We start from the raw sequence: 21,958 nt of genomic DNA, 5'->3' as shown, positions 1-21,958 counted from the left end.
CATGCTTCCCAGTATCCGACTGACTGCACGTGTAGACCTCCTGTCACAGCAGTCGGAAGCTACGTTGAAGTGTTACTAGGGGTACCTCGGAACTTCGCCGGGTCGGGCACGGTCCGGCCGGACTCGGTGAGTATGGCGGCAACTTCGTCGCGCACCTGGTCGTCGTCCCAATCGGGATGGACCATCCGCACCCGCACGTCGGTTGAGGCGGCCTCGGCCGCGCCGAACGCCTGCACCGTGCGCGCGAGCGCTTCGGGGTCCGGTTGCGTCCGGTCGGGAAACTCGACCTTCGGCAGGTCGGACACGGTAGCCGTGCCGCCGAAGACGGCCCGGTCGATCTCGACCAGCGCGGCGGAGACGTGCGCGAGCCCGGATGCCCAGTACCGGGCCTTCTTGTCGCGGGTCCGGTTCGACAGCTTCTCGCGTGCGGTGACTTCGGTTGCGGTGATCGAGGCGTCACCGTCGTTATCGCCGAGCGTCGCCAACGAGTAGCCCGCGGCGCGGAGCGCGGTCCGGGTGATGTCCTCGGCGGTGTCGCGGTGCTCGGCTACCCGGATCGCGAATTGGTGCGCGGAGACGGTGAGGGTGTCCGAGCCGCCGCGCGACAGCGCGTTCAACTCGGTGTGGACCTCGCGGTCTTCGTCGAAGCTCGCGCCGCGGCCGGCGCCGTTGTCCTGTAAGTACCCGGTGGGCACCAGTAGCCGGGCCTTGGCGATCCGAACGTCGCGCATCCAACTCGTGTAGACCTCGTCGAGCGCGTCGAACATCGGCTCTACGCCGTCGAAGTCGGAGCGGCCCAGCGGCGCGAGTTCTGGCGTGCCGCGCCACACCCGGTTTGGGCGGACGTTGGGCACGTAGGCCGCGGCGAGTCGGTCGGTGCCGGTGGCGATGCTGCCCTCGGCGTCGACCAGCGGCGCCGCCCACTTCGTCGCCGGCGACTCGGCCAGCGGCACGACGCGACCGAGTTCGGTATCGGTGCCGACGTGCAGCTCGTGCACGATCCGGCCCGGTTCGTAGCGCTCGAGGTGGCGCCACACGGCCGGCCCGTCGACGCGCACCCGCGTGTAGAAGGTAACCGCGGACAGCTCGCCCCAGCGCCATTCGGGCACCGCGGCGTCGGCGTGGACGGCGTCGAGCATGGCGTGCTCGGCCACGTCGGCATCCCAGACCACCCGCAGGTAGGCACCGCCGAGCGCCGAGGCGATCTCGGCCGCCTCGAGCAACCGCGAGTGCATCGCTGGCGAGTTGAGCGCGAGGTCGAGCCGCGCCTGCGCCGCGGTGTCGTCGACGACGATCCGGGGCGGTTCGGAAAACAGGAGATCAGCCGACGCGGTCGCGATGTCCGCGGCGAGCGGCACATGCAAACGCTGTCGGGTCTGGCCAACCGGGACCGGCCGGCCCCAGAAGAACCGAGCGAGCCCGCCCACCAGGCCGCCGCGGTAGGTCGAGGGCCGGAGGCGAGGTGTAACAGCGCGCCGGCGTTCACCGGTGTAGACCTCGACGAGCCGCTCGGGATCACCGGTGTACCAGGCATCCCACTCGCGCATACGCGCGTGCGCGTCGTCGAACGGCGGGGGAGGCCAGGAAGACGGCATGACGCACCCCCTTTCACCGGAGCAGGGAGAAACGTGGGATTCATCAAGCAGGCCAAGGCGGACAACATCGCCGCCGAAGCGCACCGGGCGATCGAGGAAGGCCGCCGGATTTTCACGGCGCGGCTGAACCTGCCCGCCACTCATCACGCCTTGTCCGGCTCCATCGCCGGATGGGCCGAGCAAATCGAGGCGGTCGAGGCGCAAGGCTGGATGTTGGCCGACTGGTCGGTCGTGCAAGACAAGAACGGCAAGCCGGAGGCTTACCCGCTGTTCAGGCGGCGGCCGCCGGCGCAGGCGGCCAGACCGCCTCGGTAAGCCTTCCGATCATGTTTAAGGCTCCGGCCTGGTGTTACGCCGAAAGGGCGTCGTCGTGTGAGCGGCTGCTCGCAGGTCGAGGCAGGCTCGCCGGTTGAGCAGCAGCCGGCGAGCCCTCCAGCTACGCGGCAAGCGCCGGCCGCCACAGAGCCTCAGTGGTGGTCACGGCGTAGCGGCCGCCGTCGAGCGAGTGATCAGCGATCTTGATCGGCTTGTCCTCGCCGGCGGCGGTCGCTTTGTCGTCCCACGAGTAGCCGGGTACCTCGGCGATGAAGCCGCGGCACCGGTCGGCGACCCGTAGCCGGTCCTCGGCGAGCAGGCTCGACACTGTCCGGATGCCGTAGGCGACGTCGTTGTCGGCAGCTTGGGTGAGCACGCCGTCGGACTGGAGTTGCACCCGGAACGACGCGGCGGCGGGGTCGACGACGACGAACTCGGGGCGGCCCTGCTGGCGCGGGTGGTGATCCAGGTCGAGCCACTCGCGCAGGCCGGTGGCGAGCTGGGAGTCGGTGAGCCGGGTCCGCGCGTGCGCGGGATCGTGGCGCCACTCGTCGACCAGGTACAGCCGGTCGTCGGCGCCAAGGCCGAGCAGCAGCGCCGCGGTTGCGTTCGTGGTGCCGTAGTCGACGCCGGCGGCCAGCAGGCGCCGTAGGTCGGGCAGCTCGGCCCACGGCACGACGTGCCGGTCGGGGTCCCACATGTCGAACACGGCACCCTCGGCGGCAACCCACTCGCCGAGGATGAACCGACGGAACCACAACCTGGTGTACTCGCGGCGGATGCTCGCGCGGTACTCGGCGGACAACGAGGGGTTGTCGTCGAGGGTGAACGCGAACGAACGCCAGTCGGGCAGCTCGGCGAGCCGGTCGAGGTAGTCGTGTTTCAACCAGTGCGCGGGGTTGTCCGGGTTGGTAGTGCCGAACAACTGCGCGCCCGGAACCGACATCCGGCCTAGTAGCTGCTTGAAGAACTCGCGGGCAACGACGGTGACCTCGTCGACGTACGCGCCGGCGCAGGTGAGTCCGCGCAGGACCTTCTCGGCCTTGCTGTCGGAGGCGCCGAGCACGAACACTTGCCGGCCGAGAATCCAGCCGGACGGCGCGCCGGCGGTGTAGCGGACGTGGTCGGCGACCGCGCCGAACAGGCTCGGGTCTTGCAGCGGCGCGAACACGTTGCGCGCGACAGAGTCGCGGGTGCGCCCGACAACGACGAGTTGCCCGCCGCGGGGGGCGTGCGCGACGTAGATCAACCAGCGCAACAAGCTCGCGATGGTCTTGCCCGACCGGATGGCGCCCGACCAGATGTTCACCCGCGCGCGCGACTCGCGCATCGACTCGACTTGTGCCGGCGAGAGCGGCAGGTCGAGCGCGGGCTCACCCATTCGCCGGCCCGGTGGCGATGCCGAGCGCGACGGCGAGCCCGCCGAGCATCGACCGAGCGCTCTCGGCGCCGGTGTCGGCGTCGACCTGCTCGAGCTTGGCCGCGGCGCCGAGATGCGTCGACATCGCCAAGGCGAGTGCCTTCTCGTCCGGTGCCGGTACGTGGTCGAGCACCTTGGACTCAATGCCGTTGATCGTGGTCGCGGTGAACGTGTACCGGTCGGCCTCGAGGCGGCCGAGGATGCGCTCGGCGCGGCCGTAGAGCCGGCCGACGATGTCGGTTCGGCGGGCACGGTTGTCGACCTGGCGGGCGTGCGTCGCGGCGGCAGTGGCCGAGCGGTCGAAGGACAAGCCGAGCGCGCGGGCGATGCCGGTCACCGTGGACGGCGAGCGGTTGATCTCCCGGGCGATGTCGTTGCGGGTCTTGCCCTCGGCGTGCAGCTCGCGGACACGTTCCCGGTCGGCGTCGGTGATCAGATTCCGCGGCAAGGTGGTCACCTCGCCCCCGGGCAGCAGACAGCCCCGGACCGAGGGGGGAGGGTAGTCCGGAGCTGTCGGATCGTGGTGCGGGTACAGCTCACCCGCTGCTAATCGCCAGTTTAAGCACAACCGGCCGGTTCGCGGGTTACACGCTTTCGCGCAGGGGTGACGAGCGCAAGGTCGATGACGTCGCCGACGCGATACTGCGGCCGGCCGTGCTCGTCGGGCTCGCGCTTGTCGAGCTTGCCCGCGCGCGCCCACGTGCGCAGCGTGTTCGCCGACAGTTCGCGGCCGAGCAGCTTCGGCAACGCGCGGGCGATCTCCGCCGCGGTCGCCTCGACGTCCCGGGCGGCGTCGAGCAGCTTCTCGTGCCGAGCCTCGACGTCGTGCCGCATCCCGCACTCACGACAGGCGACGACGGCCCGTTCGGGCCGGGCGTAGAGATCGGCCGAGCAGTCCGGGCACGGCCCGCAGTACACGCGCGCCGGCGGGAGGTCGACGGCCCGGCGGACCTGCTCGACGGCGTCGCCGATCTCGTCGACCAGCTCGCCCCCGGCCGGGTGGTACTCGACCCATAACGGGTGTCGACGCAGCCACGCGGCCATCTCGGGCACGGTGTCGTCGAGGTCGAGCGGTTCCAGCTCGGCGACGGTGAGCGGCGAGCCCTCCGGCGCGGTCTCGCCGGTGGGCACCGGCTGGCGTAACCCGTACGTCTCCCACAAGTCGCGCACCCACGTCGAGAGCACGTTGTGCACGACGTCGCGGACCTCGGCGGCGCCGACGTTGAACGGCAGCCCGGTCTCTGCCGGCCGCGAGCCGACCCGCGGCGGCCCGGTATTTGCGAGCCGGGCGACGGTGTCCTCGAGGTAGTCGACCAGCTCGGCGACGTCGACCAGGTCAGCTCGGAGACGGCCGAGGCACGACGGGCACACCGTGCCGCCGGTGGTGGCGTTAGCGCAGAACGGGGCGGCGCACGTGTCGATCATGCACTCGAGCCTCGAGCCGACCGTGTCACCGACCGGGCGCGACGACTACGCGGCGCCGGCCGCCTGGTTGACAAGTACCCACCCGACGGCGGCGCACGGCGCGCACTCGGTGCCGTCGACCGAACCGGCGCCGCGGCACTTGCGGCACACGGCGTCGAACCACTCGTCACCCTCGACCGAGCGGTGCGGTGTGGCGGCGCCGAGTCCGCCGTGCGCCTTCGCGAGCATGCACACGCGGCCGGGCTTGTGCGGGTGTTCGTGGCGACAGTTCACCGGGTCACCGGCGATGAGCGTGCTTCGGGCGAATGCGCGTGCGCTCAACGAACCTTCCTTCGTATCGAGTCCGGACAGCCTACGACCGGTGCCGTTCACGCGGCCGCGCCGAGCGGCTCGTCGAGTTCGGCCTCGGCCGGGACCGGAAGACCGGGCAGCACTAGCACGTACTGACCGGCGCCGGCCCACGAGCGACCACACCGAACAGGCTCGGCGAGCACGTACGCGCGCGGAACCGTCCCGTGCCGGCGAGCCCGCAGACGGGCACGGCGCTCGCGCTCGTACTCGGCGTGCGCCGCGGTGCACGCCGAGCAGCGGCACCGGTGTTTCGCGTACCGGGCGTTCGTGCCGTGCGCCGGCCGAACGGCAGGTGTGGGGTGGCCGTCCTGCTCGGCGACCGCCGCTCGCTCGTCGGCGTCGAGCCCTCCCCAGATCCCCCATACCTCCCCGGCGACGAGCGCGTCGGCGAGACACAGCTCGCGCACCGGGCACTCGGCGCACACGGCCCGGCACTGGTCGACCTGCTCGTCGGCCGGGTCGATGAAATCGAGGTCGAGGCGCCCGCGGCACGCTGCGCGCTCGCGCCACGACGGACGGCGGGTCACTGTGGCGCCCTGCCGTCCACCGAGCCGGCGTCAACGCGCGCGTGCGCGCGGCGGCGCCGGCGACCGGTCGCCGCGGTGGTCTCGTCGTGATGGTTCATCGTTTCCCCCTGGTGGTCAGCGCGTGGACGCGAGCGCGTCGGCGAGCCGGGCGTCGTGTGCGGGCTGCTTGGTGAGTGGCTTGCCACCGGGACCGGTGCACGGTGCGCCCGGTTGGGCCTTGCACCAGGTGCACGCCACGGCGAGGTAGGCGCGCCGGGCCTCGACTTCGGCCTCGGCGTACTCGGGATCGACTCCGCGGGTGATCGCGAGTGCCGCGGTGACCCGGGCGACCCCGTCGCGGATGGCGCGCAGGTCCGGCGGGCGCTCGAGGGCACGGGCTCGCAACTGCGCGTTGTGCGCGCGCTCGGCGGCGTCGCGACGGATCGTTCGCCAGTACTCGACGATGTCGGCCGGCATGACGGTTTCGCCGTTGTGCCGGTAGTGCGCGCGCACGGCGGCGCCGGCGACGTCTGCCGGGACGTCGTCGAGGATGCCGGCCCACATCGTTAGCACGTCCGGATCGGGTTGGGGCACCTTCGGGTCGACGGCCGAGGCGGCGCCGAGCAGGGTCGCGACTTCGGCCCGGTTCACGAGCGCACCCCCTCGGCGAGCTGCTCGGCGTCGACAGGTGCGGGCTCGGCGGCGAGCGCGAGCCACCCGCGGACCTTCTCGCCTCGAGCACTGCGGACCGATGGACGCGCGGCCGGCTGCTCGGCGAGCTGAGCGGCCTTGACCGCGTCGTCGTACAGGTGCGGCAACAGACCAGGACGAGCACCGGCCCGGCGGTTCCACTCGTCGAGCGCGGCACGCAGCGGGACCAGTGCGCCACCGTCGCGCAAAATGCCGTCGGCCTGCTTGGCGAGAGCACGAATCGTCGTCGGCCGATAGGCGGCGCCGGTCTGGTCACGCCAGGCTGTGACCAGGCGATACGCGTCGGGACATGACGCGGTGGCGGCGAGTTCTGCCGCAGTGGTCGTGCCTCGGGTACGTGCGCGCCCACGCGCAGGGCTACTACCCCCGGTAGGGGGTAGTACTTCTCCCTCTCCCTCTACCTCTGGTATCGGGTTGCTACCCGTTTGCTGTGGCTCGTGCGTGGCGTCGGCTATGGCACTTGCTATCGGTTCGGCTACCGGTTTGCCGTCGGACTCGGTGTCGCTGGCCTGGTTCTCGGCGGCGTCGCGCTGCTTGGCCCATCGCTTGGCCGCGCCCTTGCTGCCGGCCTCGCGGCGAGCGTCGCGCAGGGCCTTCGCTTCGCCGGCGGAACGCTGGTGCTCGAGGTAGTCGTGCACGATGACGTGCCCGCGGCGAGGCTGTGGGCAGTCCGGGCAGTCGTGGCCGGGGCGGTGCCAGAGACCGACCTCGGCGAGCCGGTCGGCGAGCCGCTTGTGCACGCCGGCGAGCCGGACGACAGCGGCCGGCGGGATTTCCCCGTCGGTGAGGTGTTGGCCGGCGTAACAGAGCCCGGTCACGTACAACCAGCCGGCGGCCGGCTCGTCGATCTCGACGAGCTTCGGGTGCAACGGCAGGTCGACGGAAAGCCGGATGTACTCGCGCCGGTCCTGTACGCGAACGTTCATCGCGCCCCCGCTGTGGCTTCGTACTCCTCGGCGATCATGAAGAAATCCACGTCCAGCAGCACGGCGACCTGGTCGAGTGTGTCGCCGCGGCGGCGAGCGATCCGGACGACCTCGAACACCTCGCGCGGGTGCAGTTCGTCGTACGTGCGTCGGCCGTTGAGCGCGGCCTCGACGGCGAGCGCGTCGAGCTTGCGCACGGGGGCCGCCACGGTCCGGGTGTCGGGAAATTCGATGATCACGGGTCCCCCTGGGGTGGTGCAGTGGCGGACGCGGGCGCGCTTCACCGCGCCCGCCACTGGTCGGTGACGTGCAATAAGTTGTTGCAGGGCTTGAAAAGACGAGCGCGAGGAACGCTAAGACCGCATCGGCGCGGTTTGTGCCATAAATGGCACAGCGAGCCGCTTTCACTCAATCGGCGTAGAAGCTTCCTTATGCGCGATCCACACGCGGTTGCGGCTCGCACGGCGGCTTCGCCGGCGGCTGCGGTACTCGCCGCACGGCACGATCAACCGGCGTGCGGCCCACGTGCCGAGCACGGACGGAAGGACGTTGGGCGAGTGCGGTTCGACGTCCTTCGGTACGGCCTTGCGGACGTCCTCGGCGGTGAACGGCCGGCCCTCGCGGACCAGAGCGGCGAGCGCGGACTCGGCGGCGGCCCGGTAGTCGCGGTTCACAGCGACCGCGGCGGCAAGGTTGGCCCCGTGGCCGTCGTGCCGGTCGGCGAACCCTAGGGCGAGCTGGTCGGCCACGGCTTGGACCCCTCCCACGGACGCGACCGGATCTCGCGTGCCCACTCGGCCAGATCGGCGAGCAACTCGCGGTGTCCGGACATGTCGTAAATTCGCTGTCTCGGTGTTCGCCCGGCGACCACCGGGCACGTCAGGCACTCCGGGCAGCACGGCGAGCAGTCGGTCGGGTCGCAGCAACCGGCGCCGAGGTGCTCGGCGCAGCAGACGACAACGTGGCCGGTCGCCACGATTGCGGACGTAGTCACGTGGTCACCTCCCGCAAGGCCGAGCGCCTCGGTCGGCTCGTCGGCGGTCACCTCGAGTCCCTTTGTGCTGGTTGCGGTCATCGCTCACCGTCCGCGGTGTCTATGGGCGCGGCTGGCCAGTCGTCGACGACTTCGGCGTCGACGACGTCCTCGGCGGTGGGCAAGGTGACCGGCGCGGCCGGCGGTGTCTCGGGTGGCGGTCCGTCGGGTTGCCAGACGCGTTCGGCGCTGGTCGGTACCCACTTCGCGAGCTGGTGTGCTGCGGACTTGAGCCACATCGCTTTCGGGTTCCACTGCCACGGCGAGAACGGCGAGTCGGCGCCCTCGGCCTTGGACAGAATCACGGCGATGTCCTCGGCGGAGAGCACGACAACGTTGCTCGTCGCGCCGTCGCGCATCTTCGCGTAGGCGTACGCGAGGACCAGGTCGCCGCGGTCGGCGCGCCAGTTGATCTCGTGCACCGGTCGGTCGTGCTCGCCCGGGTTGTAGGCGAACGTGTCGTTTTCGCGCACCACCTCGACCTTGACCGAGGACACCGCGCCGGCCCGGTACATGAGTTCCACCTCGCCCTGATACCCGGTGATGCCGAGCACCTCGGGACCGCGCTTGCTCTTGCGCGGCACGAGGTAGTACTGCTCCGTGCCGGGCTCAAGCCCCTTACGGGCGGCGTCGAGCAGCGCGACGAGCAACGACGTCGGGTTCTTCTCCGCGGCGTTCGCAAGCTGAGGACTCCGACGCAGGGCACCGGTAGCGATGCGCAGCCACGTCTCGGGGCGGATGTGGCTGGGAAGCACGGTCGCGAAGTCCGTCCGGTACTTGCGCACGAGCGCGGCCGGCGAGCTGTCCCGCTGCTGCGCGACGGCGGACGTGACGGTTTGCGTGGTCATGCTGCGGCGCTCACCTTCTGCGGTGTCGAACGGATGGGAGACGGACGCAGCGACGGCGGCGAGTCGCCGGTGCCCGGTACGCGGATGGCGATCGACTCGCCGGCGACCACGGCGCGCCGGCCGGAGCCGAGCGCGTCGAGCACCTCGGCGGCCGCCCGACGCTTGGCGTCCTCGGCGGCCTTGTGCTCGGCGACCGCGGCCCGATACCGCTGGGCCAGCGTCGGGGCGATCTCGACCTCGACGTCATCGATTAGCGGGTGCAGCGCGCGCACCGTGCGGTAGGTCGCGGTGTGCTCGTCGATGTCTGGGCGTTCGTCGCGCTCGAGGGTGTCGAGGAACTCGCGGCCGGCTTCGCGCAGCACAGAGACCTCGGCGATGTTCCAGTCGACGACGTACTCGCGGTAGTCCGCCCCGGAGATCAACACGGCGATGTGCGCGCGGGACAGGCCGAGCGTGTCGAGCTGCCACAGGGCTTGCGTCCGGTAGTAGATCGGCACCTCGTCGGTACCCGGCTCGCCCCACTCGTCGGCGTTGTGCGCGGTCTTGACCTCGAGCAGCGCACGCGTGGTCAGGCTGGACAGCAGCCGGTCGGGTGTCGCCACCTGCCACCGGCGCGCCCGACTGGCCCATGTTCCGGACCGGCGCACGCGGTACTCGGGGTGTGCCGCGGCGAACGCGCGGGCGATCGGGTCCTCGAGCCAGCGACCCCACCGCATGACGTTGGTGTCCTCAGCCGGACCGGTGTGGCCCTTCTTCTTGTGCCAGAGAGAAAACCAGCTTTCCCACGGCGACAGGCCGAGCACCGCGGCCACCTCGGACCCACCGAGAGCCGAGGCGCGAGCGGCAAACCATTCGGCCGAGCCCGGCTCGAACGTGCCTACGCGGACGGCGGCGGCGCTCATCCGGCCACCCCGACGCACTCGAACGTTGAGGCGACGTCACCGCCGGTCACCTCGAACACCACGTCGAACGGGATGCCAAGCCCCGTAATCGTGGCGGCGATGAACTCGTTTCCGGGCCACTGCTCACCGTCGAGCACACGCCCGACGGTGGATTGACTGACGCCGAGACACTTCGCGAGCGCGTACCGCGACCGCAGCCCCTTCGCAGTGGCGACCTTGCAGAGCGCATCCAGTCGGATGCGGACGTGCGATGTCACTAAGCGTTCCCCTCCTGCTTCCGCGTGTGGAAGATCGCAGACCCCCTAGGAAGATCGACCATACGGGCAGGTGGAAGCGAGTTTCAACGCTTCCGTGTACGCAAGTATGGATATCGTCGACCTTCGAGGGGTGTCATTACTTCCGTGTGCGGAAGTAGGATCGTGCCCATGGTTGACGGGCAGTGGTGGGCGTACCTGCAAACCCAACTCGAACAACGGGGATGGAAACCAGCACACCTCGCACGCGCCGCTGGCGTCTCGGAAAGCCGGATCTCCGACTGGCGAAACCGCGGTACACCCCCCACGATCCCCAACGCGCGAGCCGTCGCCGAAGCGCTCGGCGAGCCACTCGTGCCGCTGCTCGTCGGCGCTGGCTTACTCGCGTCGAGCGAGGCCCGACAAAGCCTCGCGGCCTACTCCGTGCGCGAGCTGCTCGACGAGATCGACGCACGGTTTAGCGAGGTCACAACCCAGGTTCCCGGCTCTGGCGTGAAACATCCCACGTCTGACCGAGGTAACTCTCTACAGCTTGTGGCCGACAGCCCAAGTACGGAACCGATCAGAGTTCAACAAGAACGCGAGTGGCTCAGCGAGGCTGAACAGCCCGACGAACCCGGCCCGGACACCGGCGCCTGACTTCCCACCGCCCGCGTGTTGGGGAGGAACACGCATGGAATGGGGCCGTGCCTACGACCCGTATCGACACGCCGAGGTACTCGGCGCTGAGGTGATCGTGTCGTCTGCCGTCATTGGGTGGGGCGACTATCGCGTCGGCCGGATTCGGGTTCACCCGATCTTGAACCAGGCCGAAGCCCGGTGCACCGTCGCGCACGAAATCGTCCACCACGAGCGGCGCGACGACGTCCTCGGCTACTGCGGCGTCGCGTGGCTCGACAGTCGGCTCGAGCGGAGGGTGCACGCCCTCGCCGCCCGCCGGCTGATCATCGTGCCCGAACTCGTCGACGCCCTGCTCTGGTCCGATGAAGCCGCCGAGATCGCCGAACAACTGGTCGTCGACCTGCGGACGCTCTACGTCCGGTTGATCGACCTCTCCACACTTGAGCACCGCGAGATCGGCAGGCAAATCCGTGGCCAGTCGGCGCGGTCACTTGGTGACCTTCGGCGATACGCCGCGCGACAGCTTCGCCGACGCGCTGGTTAGGCGTCGGGCAGGGACTTCAACGCCGCTGGAAGCTCGGTGATGCTCGACAGAACCGTGACCCGTTTGAGGATCTCGGGGTCAGGTGGGAAGTGTGGATTGGGCACCGCGTAGACCGTCATGCCTGCGGCTAGCGCGGACTTCAAGCCGTTAGTAGAGTCTTCGACCGCCACACAGCGTTTTGGATCCACTCCTAGCAGGTCAGCGGCGTACAAGTACACATCTGGCGCAGGTTTGCCCTTGCCTTCGAGCGTTACTCCGTTGGTGTGTAGTTTCCGGGTTTTGGTGTTCCCCGCGCCGACCTGCTCCGACGACACCGCTGTCGGCACCGGCAGCCGGGTGATGTCGAGGAACGCCTTGATCAGCAGCGGCGGTGACGAGCTCGCGATCGCCACCGGCCAGTGCTTCGCGACTTCGCGCACGACACCCGGCGCGCCCGGGATGATCGGCGGTTTCTCCGCGTACCGTCGCGCCATCCGCTCGATCACCACCTGCGCGACGTCCGCCGGGCGGAGTCGCACGCCGAGGTCGTGCGTCAGGTAGGCGGCCCACTCGGGAGTGCTCATCCCCTGCATCGCCCTGGTCGATTCGTCCCGCCAGCCGCCGTGGAACTCGTGGACGACGGATCGCCGGACCTCGTCCCACATCGTTTCCGAATCCACCAGGACACCGTCGAGATCGAAGATCACCGCTTCCACACCTCAAGCCTAGGCCGTGGGAACCTGTGCGGCAGATTACTTAGCTATGCTCAGTACTTTTGGTTAGCATGGCTAAGTGACCACGAAAGTCGCCGACCTCGCCCCTCGGCTCCGCCCGCTGGTGTTCCGGCTGTACTACCTCGTCCGCCGGGAGACGCCGCGGGTGCGGCTCACCCTCGCGAAGCCGCCGTCGTGATCCCGCAGACGGCCGGGCCGTGCTGGTCGAGGTAGCGGCGCTTCCATCGGCGGCTGATCGTCGCCAGGGAGGAATTCCTCCGCGAGCGGCTCCTCGATCTGGACGAGACCGACCGCGCCGCGATCGAAGTCGCGCTCCCCGCCCTCACCGGGTTGCTGCGAAAAGACAAGAAGGAGGAACTGATCCGCGATGAGCGCTGAGCACCACTCGAGTCTGTTGGACGCCGTCAAGGGACAGCCCAAACAGGTATGGATCACCGCGTTCGCCGCGGTCATCGCGTTCATGGGCATCGGGCTGGTCGACCCGATCCTGCTGTCGATCGCCGAAGGCCTGCGAGCGACGCCGTCCGAAGTGACGCTGCTGTTCTCCAGCTACCTCGGCGTGCAGGCGGTCGCCATGCTGGTGACCGGCGCGATGAGTGCCCGGTTCGGAGCCAAGCGGACCGTGGTCGTCGGGCTGACACTGGTCGTCGTCGCCACCGCGCTGTGCGCCGCTTCCGGGTCGATCGAGCAGCTCATCGGGCTGCGCGCGATCTGGGGTCTCGGCAACGCCTTCTTCATCGCGACCGCGCTTTCGGTCATCGTCGGCGCCGCGACCGGCGGCCAGGCCGGCGCGATCCTGCTGTACGAAGCCGCGCTCGGCGTCGGCCTCGCGGTCGGTCCGCTGCTGGGCGCCCTGCTCGGCAGCATCTCCTGGCGTGGCCCGTTCCTCGGCACTTCGCTGCTGATGCTGTGCGGTCTCGTGCTGTGCGCGATCTTCCTGACCGCCGACGCGAAGGAGGAGCGGCCCAAGATCCGCCTGCTAGACCCGTTCCGCGCGCTGAAGCACGGCAGGCTGCTGCGCACCTCGATCGGTTCCGCGCTCTACACCGCCGCGTTCTTCGTGGTGCTGGCCTGGTCGCCGTTCGTGCTGGAGTGGAGCGCCGTCGCCATCGGCCTGATCTTCTGTGGCTGGGGCCTTTCGGTCGCCGTCGCGGGCGTGGTGCTGGCGCCGAAACTCGCCGCGAAACTCGGTGAGCGGCACGCGACCGTGGTCGCCGTCTTCGGCTACGCCGTGCTGCTGCTGGTCATGGCGATCCCGAGCAAGCCGGTGCTGGTGGTCGGCATCATCCTGTCGGGGCTGGTGTCCGGGCTGCTCAACACGCTCTTCACCGGCACGGCCATGTCGATCAGCGGCGCCCCGCGTCCGGTCGCGAGCGCCGGGTACAACTTCTGCCGCTGGCTCGGTGGCGCGGTCGCCGCGACCGTGGTCGGTCATCTGGCCGAGTGGTTCGGCGCCAAGCAGGCGCCGTTCGTCATCGCGGCGATCCTGTGCGTGCTCGCCGGTGCCCTGCTGACCATCCGTGAGCAGACCGCCGACCCGCACACGATCCCAGCCGAAGCGGCCCTCGTGGGCGAAGAGATGTGAATCGGAACAAAAGGTGAACGCCGGACCAACGAGGGGTTTCCTCTCGTTGGTCCGGTGCCTTAGCGTCGACCTCTCGAACTGCCTGACCGGAGGTCCGCGTGAAGTTCCTTCCGTTGCTGGCCGGCCACTCACCAAGCCGGGCGTCAGTGACCTGTACTTACCGCTGTGGCGACGCGTGCTTCCACGACGCGCCGAACACTTCGGACAACCCCACCTTCGCCGACGTGCTCGGCGCGGTGAGCCGCCGTGGCGCGTTGAAGGCGACAGCCGTCGTCGCGCTGGCCGCCGGCACCCCGCTCGCGCTGGCCGCGCCCGCTTCCGCCACCCCCGAGGGACGGCCGAAGCCGCCACCCGGCACCGACTACAAGCGGGTCCGGCCGAACACGCTCGACGCCGTAGTGGTGCCCGAGGGCTACGAGCAGGGCATCGTGATCCGCTGGGGTGACGCGGTGCTACCGGGGGCGCCGAAATTCGACTTCGACCACCAGACCGCCGAAGCGCAGGCGAAGCAGTTCGGCTACAACTGCGACTTCGCCGCGCTGCTCCCGCTCGATCGCTGGGGCCTCTCCTCGCTTCTGGTCACGAACCACGAGTACACGTCGGAAGAGTTCATGTTCCGCGGCTACGACCGGAACAACCCGACCGAGGAACAGGTCAAGATCGCGTGGGCGGCCCACGGGCTGACCGTCGTGCAGGTGACGCGCGGACGCGACACCGGGCATCTGCGGCCGAAGATGTCCCGCTACAACCGGCGGATCACGCTGCACACGCCGTTCAAGGTGACGGGTCCGGCGGCGGGCAGCGACCTGCTCAAGACCGCCGTCGACCCCAGCGGCACGGTGGTGCTGGGAACGATCAACAACTGCGCGGGCGGGGTCACGCCGTGGGGCACGATCCTGTCCGGCGAGGAGAACTTCAACCAGTACTTCGGGAACGCGGACACGGTGACCGATCCCGTGGCGCGCAAGCGGCTCGCGCGCTACGGCATCAAGGGCACCGCGACCACCCGGAAGTGGGAACGGTTCGACCCGCGCTGGGACATCGCCAGGGAGCCGAACGAGGCCAACCGCTTCGGCTGGGTGATCGAGCTGGACCCGAACGATCCGGACAGCACCCCGGTCAAGCACACGCATCTGGGCCGGTTCAAGCACGAGACGGCGAACATCCGCGTCGCCAGGGACGGCCGCGTGGTCGCCTACTCCGGTGACGACGAGCGCTTCGAGTACATCTACAAGTTCATCTCGAAGGGCCGCATGAAGCCGGGCGACAGCGCGCATGCCCGGCGGCACAACATGACCCTGCTCGACGACGGCACGCTCTACGTCGGCCGGTTCACCGGCGACAGCCCGGTCACCGAGATCGACGGCACCGGAAAACTGCCCAGCGACGGCGAATTCGACGGCGGCGGCGAGTGGATCCCGCTGGCTTCGGGCAAGAAGTCCTTTGTGGACGGAATGACCGCCGAAGAGGTGTATGTCTTCACCCGCGAGGCGGCCGACAAGGTGGGTGCCACCAAGATGGACCGCCCGGAGGACATCCAGGCGCATCCGCGCACCGGCCGGATCTACTGCGCGCTCAGCAACAACGTCGAGCGCGGCAACCCCGGCAAGGAAGGCGCCACCGAGCCCAACCCGCGGCTGAACAACAAGCACGGTCAGGTGCTGGAGTTCGAGGAACGTCGCGGGGACGCGCTCGCGCTGACGTTCAGCTGGCGGTTGTTCCTGGTGTGCGGTGATCCCGCGTCGCCGGACACCTACTTCGCCGGTTTCCCCAAGGACCAGGTCTCGCCGATCTCCAGCCCGGACAACGTGGCCTTCGACGACCACGGCAACCTGTGGATCTCCACCGACTCGGCGGGCGCGCTCGGCATCAACGACGGCCTGTACTCGGTGCCGCTGGAGGGCCGCAACCGCGGGGAGCTGAAGTTGTTCCTGACCGTGCCCCGCGGCGCGGAGACCTGCGGGCCGATCGTCGAGCGGAAGATCGTCACGGTCTGTGTCCAGCATCCGGGTGAAGTGGACGGTGCGAACGCCGACAAACCGGCCTCCCATTGGCCGGACGGCGGGGAAACCCAGCCTCGTCCCTCGGTGGTCGCGGTGTGGAAACCCGGGAGGCATGGCCTGTCCGATATCGGCTCTTAAGTCGGTAAGCAACGATCTAGCAGTACTTTTCGTCGATGGCGCGCGGCCGGTCCGGCAGCGCGCCATCGCTCGTTCGCGCGCTGTTCACCTGCTGGCCAGAGCTGGATCGTTTTGGTCGCTTAACGTAACTGCGTTCCCCCGACTGGACTACGTGTACCCACCGCGACCATGGAGGCCCTGTGTCCTTCGAGCCTCAGCGGCTGCTGCCGTTGATCACCTCCCACCCCGGTGGCCGCTCCGCGGTCACCTGCGAGTACCGCTGCGGCAACGCGTGCGCCCACCCCGAGCCCAACACGTCGGACAACGAATACTTCGGTGACGTCGTCAAGAACATGCTGTCCCGTCGTGGCGCGCTGAAGGCGGGCGCCGTGATGGCCGCGGCCGCCGGTGGTTTCGCCGCGCTGTCCGGCACGGCCGCCGCCGAAACCCCGGCCGACGTCTCCGCCGCGGGCCACGGGAAGCCGGGCCGCCCCGGGCGTCCGGTGCCCGGCACCGACTTCGAAGCGGTGCCGCCGAACACGCTCGACGCGATCACCATCCCCGAGGGCTACGAGCAGCGCGTCGTCATCCGCTGGGGCGACGCCGTCGAATTCGGCGCGCCGAAGTTCGACTTCCGCAAGCAGACCGCGGCCGCGCAGGCTAAGCAGTTCGGCTACAACTGCGACTTCGTCGGCCTGATCCCGCAGGATCCGCTGGGCATCCGCAACCTGCTGGTGGTGAACCACGAGTACACCACCGAGGTCCACATGTTCCCGGCCGACCAGTACGACCCGGCCAACCCGACCGAGGAGCAGGTCAAGATCGCGTGGGCCGCGCACGGCCTTTCGGTCGTCCAGGCCTTCCGCGACCCGATCGGTGGCGCGCTGCGCACGGTGCCGAGCCCGTTCAACCGTCGCATCACGTTGAACACCGCCTTCGAGGTGCGTGGTCCGGCCGCCGGTTCGAAGTACCTCAAGACCTCCGCCGACCCGACCGGCCGCAAGGTCTTCGGCACGCAGAACAACTGCGCCGGCGGCGTGACCCCCTGGGGCACCGTGCTTTCCGGTGAGGAGAACGTCAACCAGTACTTCGCCAACGCGGCGAGCGTCACCGACCCGGTCGCCGCCGCGCGGCTGAAGCGGTACGGCTTCTCCGGCACCGCCAGCACCCGCAAATGGGAGCGATTCGACAAGCGCTGGGATCTCGCGCAGGAGCCCAACGAGGCCAACCGGTTCGGCTGGGTCGTCGAGATCGACCCGAACGACCCGAACTCGACGCCGATCAAGCACACCGCGCTCGGCCGGTTCAAGCACGAGGCCGCGAACGTCAAGATCACCAAGGACGGCCGTGTCGCCGTCTATTCCGGTGACGACGAGCGCTTCGAGTACATCTACAAGTTCGTCTCCAAGGGCAAGTTCAAGCCGGGCAAGAGCGCGCACGCGCGTCGCCACAACTCGGCGCTGCTCGACGACGGCACCCTGTACGTCGGCCGGTTCACCGGCGACAGCCCGGCCGGCGAGATCGACGGCACCGGAAAGCTGCCGAGCGACGGCGAATTCGACGGCGTCGGCGAGTGGATCCCGCTGGCCGCCGGCAACAAGTCCTTTGTGGACGGTTTCACCGCCGAAGAGGTCTACGTGTTCACCCGGGAGGCCGCGGACAAGGTCCAGCCGACCAAGATGGACCGCCCCGAGGACATCGAGCCGAACCCGGTCAACGGCCGGATCTACGCGGCGCTGACCAACAACAGCCAGCGTGGCCCCGCCGGCAAGGCGAACGTCGACGAGGCGAACCCGCGGCCGAACAACCGCAACGGGCACATCCTCGAGTGGGAAGAGAACGGCGGGGACGCCGCGGCCACGAAGTTCTCCTGGCGGCTGCTGCTCGTCTGCGGTGACCCGAAGACGGCGGACACCTATTTCGGCGGCTTCCCGAAGGAGCAGGTCAGCCCGATCTCGTGCCCGGACAACGTCGCGTTCGACCGGCACGGGAACCTGTGGATCTCCACCGACGGCAACGCGCTGGGCTCCCACGACGGCCTGTTCTCGGTGCCGGTCGACGGTCCGGAACGCGGGCACGTCAAGCAGTTCCTGTCGGTTCCGGTCGGCGCGGAATGCTGTGGCCCGGTGGTGACCGACCACCTGGTGCTCGTCGCCGTGCAGCACCCCGGTGAGGACGCGCCCAGCTCCGCGAACCCGACGTCGCACTGGCCGGACGGCGGCACGACACAGCCGCGGCCGTCGATCGTGTCGGTGTGGAAGAAGGGCCGCTGGGGCCAGGTCGGCCGCATCGGCGTCAAGTAGTGGCTTCCGGCGCCCCGATCACTCTCGGCGAGACTTCTTCTGCCTGATCGGGGCGCCGGACGACACCGTTCGGTGATGCCGGAATCCCGTCGCGCTCATTAGCTTCAGCCCTGTGAAAAGGGCACTGGTGTTCATGGTGGCAGGCGCGCTGGTGGTGGGCATCGTTCCCGTGTCCGCGCTGGCCGCGACCGTCCCGTCCGGCTGCACTGGCGGCGCCGCGCCGAATCCGAGCGTGGAACAGGGCAGCCCGCCTGCCGGGTACCCGTTCGACCCGGCCGCCCCCGTGCCCGACGGAACGCCGAGGAGCGAGCAGCCGCGGCTGTCGACGGCCACCGACCGCAACCGGGTCGTGCGGGACTGCGTCCATTCGCAGGTCGCCTCGTTCTCGGCCAAGGCGGAGGTGCGGGATCCGGCGAGCGGGGCCTGGGGCGCCACGGCCACGCTGGAGGCGGGCACCACCGCGAACTACCGGTTCACCGTCACCAACGACGGCACCACGACGCTGACCGACATCAAGGCCGAAGACCCGTATTGCGACGTGAAACCCACCCCGATCGCGACCCTCGAAGGCGGCAAATCCGCGACCGTCACCTGTGACCACAAGAACGTCACGGAAGCGGACGACGGCCACGTCAGCACCGTGACCGTCTCCAGCGGCAAGGTGCCGAAGAAGACCGCGACCACGACGATCAAGGTCACCCCGCCGCCCGCCATCGACGAGATCGGCGAGTTCGTCTGGAACGACCTCGATCGGAACGGTCTGCAGGACTCCGGGGAGCCGGGCGTTCAGGGCGTGAAGGTGACTTTGAAGGACGCGTCGGGCACGGCTCTCGACACCCTCGCCACGGATGCCGGCGGCAAGTACCGCTTCACCAAACTGAAAGACGGCATCTACCAGGTCTGTTTCGACATCAGCGGGCTTCCCTTCACGTACACGACGAAGGACGCGGGCGACGACGCGAAGGATTCGGACGCAGACCCGGCGAACGGCTGCACCACCACGACCACGGTCGGCCCTCGCAAGCGCCTGGATCTGACGCTCGCGGCGGGGTTGAACGCGCTGGCGAGCAGGCCGGGCGACTTCGTGTGGCGGCTGGACCAAGACGGTTGTGGCGTACCGATGGCTCGTTCGATGCTCTCAATGGGACATTGTAGGCGCTGAGCGTCCCAATGCCCCATTGAGAGCACCCTGGCCGGTTCGCAACACGCCCGATTCGCGCCGCCCCTCGTCAGAGCCCGTCCGCACCGCCTCACGAGCGAGAACTGTCGGTGGGTGCCGCTAACGTCGCCCGCCGTGACCTCACATCTCGACGCCACCCGCGAGTCCTACGACACCGTCGCCGAGGACTACGTGGCGCGGGTCGGACCGCTCTTCGAGCAGGAGCCGATCAGCCGCGCGATGCTCGCGGCGTTCGCCGAACAGGTGCGCGGCCCGGTCGCCGACGTCGGTTGTGGCCCCGGCCATGTCACCGCACATCTGGCTTCGCTCGGCCTGGACGTCACCGGTGTCGACTTGTCGCCGAAGATGATCGAGATCGCCCGCCGTCAGCATCCTGAGCTGCGGTTCTTCGTCGGCTCGATGACCGCCCTCGAGCTCCCGGACGGTGAACTGGGCGGTCTCGTCGCCTGGTGGTCGATCTTCCATCTGCCGCCGGAGGTGCTCCCGGCGGTGTTCGCGGAGTTCCACCGCGTGCTCGCGCCGGGCGGGCGGCTGCTGCTCGGGTTCCACGTCGGCGACGAGCGCCTGAGCCCGAAGACGGCGTACGGCCACCCGGTCACCTACGACGCGTACCTGCTGGAGCCCGGCAGGGTCGCCGGCCTGCTGGAGCAGGCCGGCTTCGAGGTCACCGCGCGGCTGACCATGGAAGGGAGAAAGCTACCCCAGGCCTGCCTCGCCGCCCGCGCGGTTTGACTCGCGGGCCGAGGACCTGATCTCCTGCGCACGCAACCGAGGCGGGCGGGGCCATGACGCAGACGAACACGACAACGGGTGAGAACACGCCCGACTGGCCTTCGCGTACCTGGTTCCGGCGGCCATCGACCTGGATGTGGTTCGGGTTCGGTTTGGTGCTGATGGTTTACGCCGAGCTGGCCTGGCGTCGCCGCTGGATGAGCGACGACGGGCTGATCGTGCTGCGGACGGTCCGCCAGATCCTGGCGGGCAACGGGCCGGTGTTCAACATCGGCGAGCGGGTCGAGACCAACACCAGTCCTTTGTGGACGGTGATGCTGAGTGTGCTCGGGCTGATCCCGGGAGTGCCGCTGGAGTGGCTCTCCGTGGTCGCCGGGCTGCTCTTTTCGGTCGCCGGGCTGTTCTTCGGCCTGGACGGCGCCCGGCGGCTCTACCAGCCGCTGGCGTTCCACGGACTCGCACCCGCCGGCGCGCTGGTGGTGTGCGCGTTACCGCCGTTCCGTGACTTCGCGACGTCCGGGCTCGAGACCGGCCTGATCACCTTGTGGCTCGGCGGTACCTGGTGGCTGCTCGTCCGTCGTATGTCCACAATGGACGATCTACGCACCTGGCCGGTCGCGCTGGTCGCCGGGCTGGGGCCGTTGGTACGGCCCGATCTCGCGCTGTTCAGTGTCGTCGTGTTGTCCGCGCTGTTCGCGCTCGCGCGGCCGGGGCGTCGCCGCGCGTCAGGGCTGCTGGCGGTGGCGGCCGTGCTTCCGTTGGCCTATCAGGTGTTCCGGATGGGCTACTACGGTCTGCTGACGCCGAACACCGCGCTGGTCAAAGAGGCGTCGGAGGCGAACTGGGCTCGCGGCTGGGCGTACCTGACCGATCTCGTCCAGCCGTACTGGCTGTGGCTCCCCTTGCTGGCACTCGCCGCCGCGGTCGTCACCGTCACGTCCACTGTGGACAAGACTTTCGCGGTGCTCGCGGCGGTTCCGGTCGTCGGCGCGGTGCTGCTCGCGCTGTACGTGACCCGGGTCGGCGGGGACTTCATGCACGGGCGCATGCTGCTGCCGGCGCTGTTCTGCCTGTTGTTGCCCGTGCTGGCCTTGCCGGTGACGAGGGTGAGCGTGGTGCTTCTGGCCATCGTGGGGATTTGGGCGGTCGTTGCCGTCAGCTCGCTTCGCCCGTCGTACTCGGCTTCTCCGCGCGCTGTCGGCGTCACGGATGAGCGCTCGTTCTGGTCGCGGTCGACAGGGCACGAGCATCCGATCCTGGCGGAGGATTACGCCGGCCACCCGTTGATGCCGTCGACGCTGGAAGCGATCCGAGGCGTGAACGGCCCCGCGGTGCTGATCCAGGACTACGCGACCAGACGCTGGTACGCGTACCCGACGAACCGGCCGTACGTGACCGTCGCCGCGGACAGCATGGGTGCTCTCGGCCTGCTGATCCCGCTCGACATGCGACTTCGTGACGGATACGGCCTCGCCAACCCGTTCGCCGCGCATTCGACCTCGCTCGCCAACGGCAGGCCCGGCCACCAGAAATGGCTGCCCCCGGTGTGGGAGCTGGCGAATTCGGCGCGGCTCCCGATCGCCGAGGGCGGCCCGGCCCGCGGTGAGGACGTCGCCGCCGCGAGAGCGGCGCTCGACTGCCCGGACATCGTGGCGATCGACGCGTCGGTGCGGGATCCGCTGACCGCCGGCCGCTTCGCGGACAACCTCATCGGGTCGTTCACGCGCGGTTCCATCCGGTTCCCCCGGGTAGCGAAGCCGCCGGTCGTCTGCGGCACCTAGACACGCGAGTTCGCCGTCCAATCACGCGAGTTCGGTTTCTGATCACGTGAGTTCGCTTTCTGGACACGCGTCAGTGGTTCGAATCCGAACCAC

The 21,958-nt window shown here is 69.3% G+C and carries 24 protein-coding genes and 1 pseudogene; 10 read left to right on the top strand and 15 right to left on the bottom strand.

All coding sequences use genetic code 11. The features are described from left to right. Window positions 1–59: 59 nt before the first annotated feature. Entirely contained in the window at window positions 60–1,595 is a 1,536-nt protein-coding gene (locus ACZ6DT_RS02645; RefSeq protein ID WP_465587558.1) for a phage portal protein, read from the bottom strand. Window positions 1,596–1,628: 33 nt separating this feature from the next. Between ACZ6DT_RS02645 and ACZ6DT_RS02640 the strand changes: the two genes are divergently transcribed. Continuing rightward, window positions 1,629–1,910, top strand: a complete 282-nt coding sequence (locus ACZ6DT_RS02640; protein ID WP_465587555.1) for a hypothetical protein — start codon at window positions 1,629–1,631, stop codon at window positions 1,908–1,910. A 121-nt stretch (window positions 1,911–2,031) separates the two neighbouring features. Here the strand turns inward: ACZ6DT_RS02640 and ACZ6DT_RS02635 are convergent, their stop codons facing one another. The 13 genes from ACZ6DT_RS02635 to ACZ6DT_RS02575 form a co-directional block, all read right to left on the bottom strand. Then, on the bottom strand, window positions 2,032–3,291 hold the full coding sequence (locus ACZ6DT_RS02635; RefSeq protein ID WP_465587552.1) for a PBSX family phage terminase large subunit: 1,260 nt from the start codon (window positions 3,289–3,291) through the stop codon (window positions 2,032–2,034). Next, the gene (locus ACZ6DT_RS02630; protein ID WP_465587549.1) at window positions 3,284–3,778 is read right to left on the bottom strand and encodes a helix-turn-helix domain-containing protein; all 495 of its coding nucleotides are present in this window, start codon (window positions 3,776–3,778) and stop codon (window positions 3,284–3,286) included. Before ACZ6DT_RS02630 ends, ACZ6DT_RS02635 begins: the two co-directional genes overlap by 8 nt. Window positions 3,779–3,888: 110 nt before the next feature. Further along, window positions 3,889–4,755, bottom strand: a complete 867-nt coding sequence (locus ACZ6DT_RS02625; RefSeq protein WP_465587547.1) for a hypothetical protein — start codon at window positions 4,753–4,755, stop codon at window positions 3,889–3,891. Window positions 4,756–4,800: 45 nt separating this feature from the next. Beyond that, window positions 4,801–5,076, bottom strand: a complete 276-nt coding sequence (locus ACZ6DT_RS02620) for a hypothetical protein (RefSeq protein WP_465587544.1) — start codon at window positions 5,074–5,076, stop codon at window positions 4,801–4,803. 47 nt (window positions 5,077–5,123) lie between these two features. Then, on the bottom strand, window positions 5,124–5,633 hold the full coding sequence (locus tag ACZ6DT_RS02615) for a WhiB family transcriptional regulator (protein ID WP_465587542.1): 510 nt from the start codon (window positions 5,631–5,633) through the stop codon (window positions 5,124–5,126). A gap of 114 nt (window positions 5,634–5,747) precedes the next feature. Further along, window positions 5,748–6,263 carry a zinc finger domain-containing protein gene (locus tag ACZ6DT_RS02610; protein WP_465587540.1) on the bottom strand — a complete coding sequence of 172 codons (516 nt, stop codon included), beginning with the start codon at window positions 6,261–6,263 and terminating at the stop codon, window positions 5,748–5,750. After that, a complete protein-coding gene (locus ACZ6DT_RS02605; RefSeq protein ID WP_465587537.1) occupies window positions 6,260–7,249 on the bottom strand; it encodes a hypothetical protein in 990 nt (329 codons plus the stop codon). The genes ACZ6DT_RS02610 and ACZ6DT_RS02605 overlap by 4 nt, the downstream gene beginning before the upstream one ends. Beyond that, window positions 7,246–7,488 (bottom strand): hypothetical protein, encoded by a 243-nt coding sequence (locus tag ACZ6DT_RS02600; RefSeq protein ID WP_465587535.1) that lies wholly within the window; start codon window positions 7,486–7,488, stop codon window positions 7,246–7,248. The genes ACZ6DT_RS02605 and ACZ6DT_RS02600 overlap by 4 nt, the downstream gene beginning before the upstream one ends. A gap of 165 nt (window positions 7,489–7,653) precedes the next feature. Further along, window positions 7,654–7,998, bottom strand: a complete 345-nt coding sequence (locus tag ACZ6DT_RS02595) for a hypothetical protein (RefSeq protein WP_465587532.1) — start codon at window positions 7,996–7,998, stop codon at window positions 7,654–7,656. After that, on the bottom strand, window positions 7,977–8,324 hold the full coding sequence (locus ACZ6DT_RS02590; RefSeq protein ID WP_465587529.1) for a hypothetical protein: 348 nt from the start codon (window positions 8,322–8,324) through the stop codon (window positions 7,977–7,979). The genes ACZ6DT_RS02595 and ACZ6DT_RS02590 overlap by 22 nt, the downstream gene beginning before the upstream one ends. Beyond that, a complete protein-coding gene (locus tag ACZ6DT_RS02585; protein ID WP_465587526.1) occupies window positions 8,321–9,130 on the bottom strand; it encodes a recombinase RecT in 810 nt (269 codons plus the stop codon). The genes ACZ6DT_RS02590 and ACZ6DT_RS02585 overlap by 4 nt, the downstream gene beginning before the upstream one ends. Then, complete coding sequence (locus tag ACZ6DT_RS02580; protein WP_465587523.1) at window positions 9,127–10,032, bottom strand: YqaJ viral recombinase family nuclease; 906 nt, start codon at window positions 10,030–10,032, stop codon at window positions 9,127–9,129. The genes ACZ6DT_RS02585 and ACZ6DT_RS02580 overlap by 4 nt, the downstream gene beginning before the upstream one ends. Then, complete coding sequence (locus ACZ6DT_RS02575) at window positions 10,029–10,289, bottom strand: hypothetical protein (RefSeq protein WP_465587520.1); 261 nt, start codon at window positions 10,287–10,289, stop codon at window positions 10,029–10,031. The genes ACZ6DT_RS02580 and ACZ6DT_RS02575 overlap by 4 nt, the downstream gene beginning before the upstream one ends. Window positions 10,290–10,457: 168 nt before the next feature. On the opposite strand from ACZ6DT_RS02575, the gene ACZ6DT_RS02570 reads away from it, so the two are divergent. Next, window positions 10,458–10,925, top strand: coding sequence for a helix-turn-helix domain-containing protein (locus tag ACZ6DT_RS02570; RefSeq protein WP_465587517.1), 468 nt, complete (start codon window positions 10,458–10,460; stop codon window positions 10,923–10,925). A 34-nt stretch (window positions 10,926–10,959) separates the two neighbouring features. Continuing rightward, window positions 10,960–11,451 carry a hypothetical protein gene (locus ACZ6DT_RS02565; protein ID WP_465587515.1) on the top strand — a complete coding sequence of 164 codons (492 nt, stop codon included), beginning with the start codon at window positions 10,960–10,962 and terminating at the stop codon, window positions 11,449–11,451. On the opposite strand, the gene ACZ6DT_RS02560 is transcribed toward ACZ6DT_RS02565, so the two are convergent. After that, window positions 11,448–12,146 carry an HAD family hydrolase gene (locus tag ACZ6DT_RS02560; RefSeq protein ID WP_465587512.1) on the bottom strand — a complete coding sequence of 233 codons (699 nt, stop codon included), beginning with the start codon at window positions 12,144–12,146 and terminating at the stop codon, window positions 11,448–11,450. The genes ACZ6DT_RS02565 and ACZ6DT_RS02560 overlap by 4 nt on opposite strands. A 76-nt stretch (window positions 12,147–12,222) precedes the next feature. Between ACZ6DT_RS02560 and ACZ6DT_RS02555 the strand changes: the two are divergent. The 7 genes and pseudogenes from ACZ6DT_RS02555 to ACZ6DT_RS02525 all read left to right on the top strand — a co-directional run bounded on the left by ACZ6DT_RS02555 (window position 12,223) and on the right by ACZ6DT_RS02525 (window position 21,865). After that, a pseudogene (locus ACZ6DT_RS02555) lies at window positions 12,223–12,542 on the top strand (MarR family transcriptional regulator). Next, complete coding sequence (locus ACZ6DT_RS02550; RefSeq protein WP_465587509.1) at window positions 12,532–13,749, top strand: MFS transporter; 1,218 nt, start codon at window positions 12,532–12,534, stop codon at window positions 13,747–13,749. The pseudogene ACZ6DT_RS02555 and the gene ACZ6DT_RS02550 overlap by 11 nt, the downstream one beginning before the upstream one ends. Before the next feature lie 98 nt (window positions 13,750–13,847). Next, window positions 13,848–15,890, top strand: a complete 2,043-nt coding sequence (locus tag ACZ6DT_RS02545; protein WP_465587506.1) for a PhoX family protein — start codon at window positions 13,848–13,850, stop codon at window positions 15,888–15,890. A 179-nt stretch (window positions 15,891–16,069) separates the two neighbouring features. Next, window positions 16,070–18,172, top strand: a complete 2,103-nt coding sequence (locus tag ACZ6DT_RS02540; RefSeq protein WP_465587504.1) for a PhoX family protein — start codon at window positions 16,070–16,072, stop codon at window positions 18,170–18,172. 112 nt (window positions 18,173–18,284) lie between these two features. After that, complete coding sequence (locus ACZ6DT_RS02535) at window positions 18,285–19,334, top strand: SdrD B-like domain-containing protein (protein ID WP_465587501.1); 1,050 nt, start codon at window positions 18,285–18,287, stop codon at window positions 19,332–19,334. Window positions 19,335–19,466: 132 nt separating this feature from the next. Next, the gene (locus tag ACZ6DT_RS02530) at window positions 19,467–20,084 is read left to right on the top strand and encodes a class I SAM-dependent DNA methyltransferase (RefSeq protein ID WP_465587498.1); all 618 of its coding nucleotides are present in this window, start codon (window positions 19,467–19,469) and stop codon (window positions 20,082–20,084) included. Between the two features lie 53 nt (window positions 20,085–20,137). Continuing rightward, complete coding sequence (locus ACZ6DT_RS02525; RefSeq protein WP_465587496.1) at window positions 20,138–21,865, top strand: arabinofuranosyltransferase AftB family protein; 1,728 nt, start codon at window positions 20,138–20,140, stop codon at window positions 21,863–21,865. Window positions 21,866–21,958 lie beyond the last annotated feature (93 nt).

Source organism: Amycolatopsis sp. NPDC041971 (genome assembly GCF_055588925.1).
This window is presented reverse-complemented; position numbering and strand designations above follow the sequence as displayed.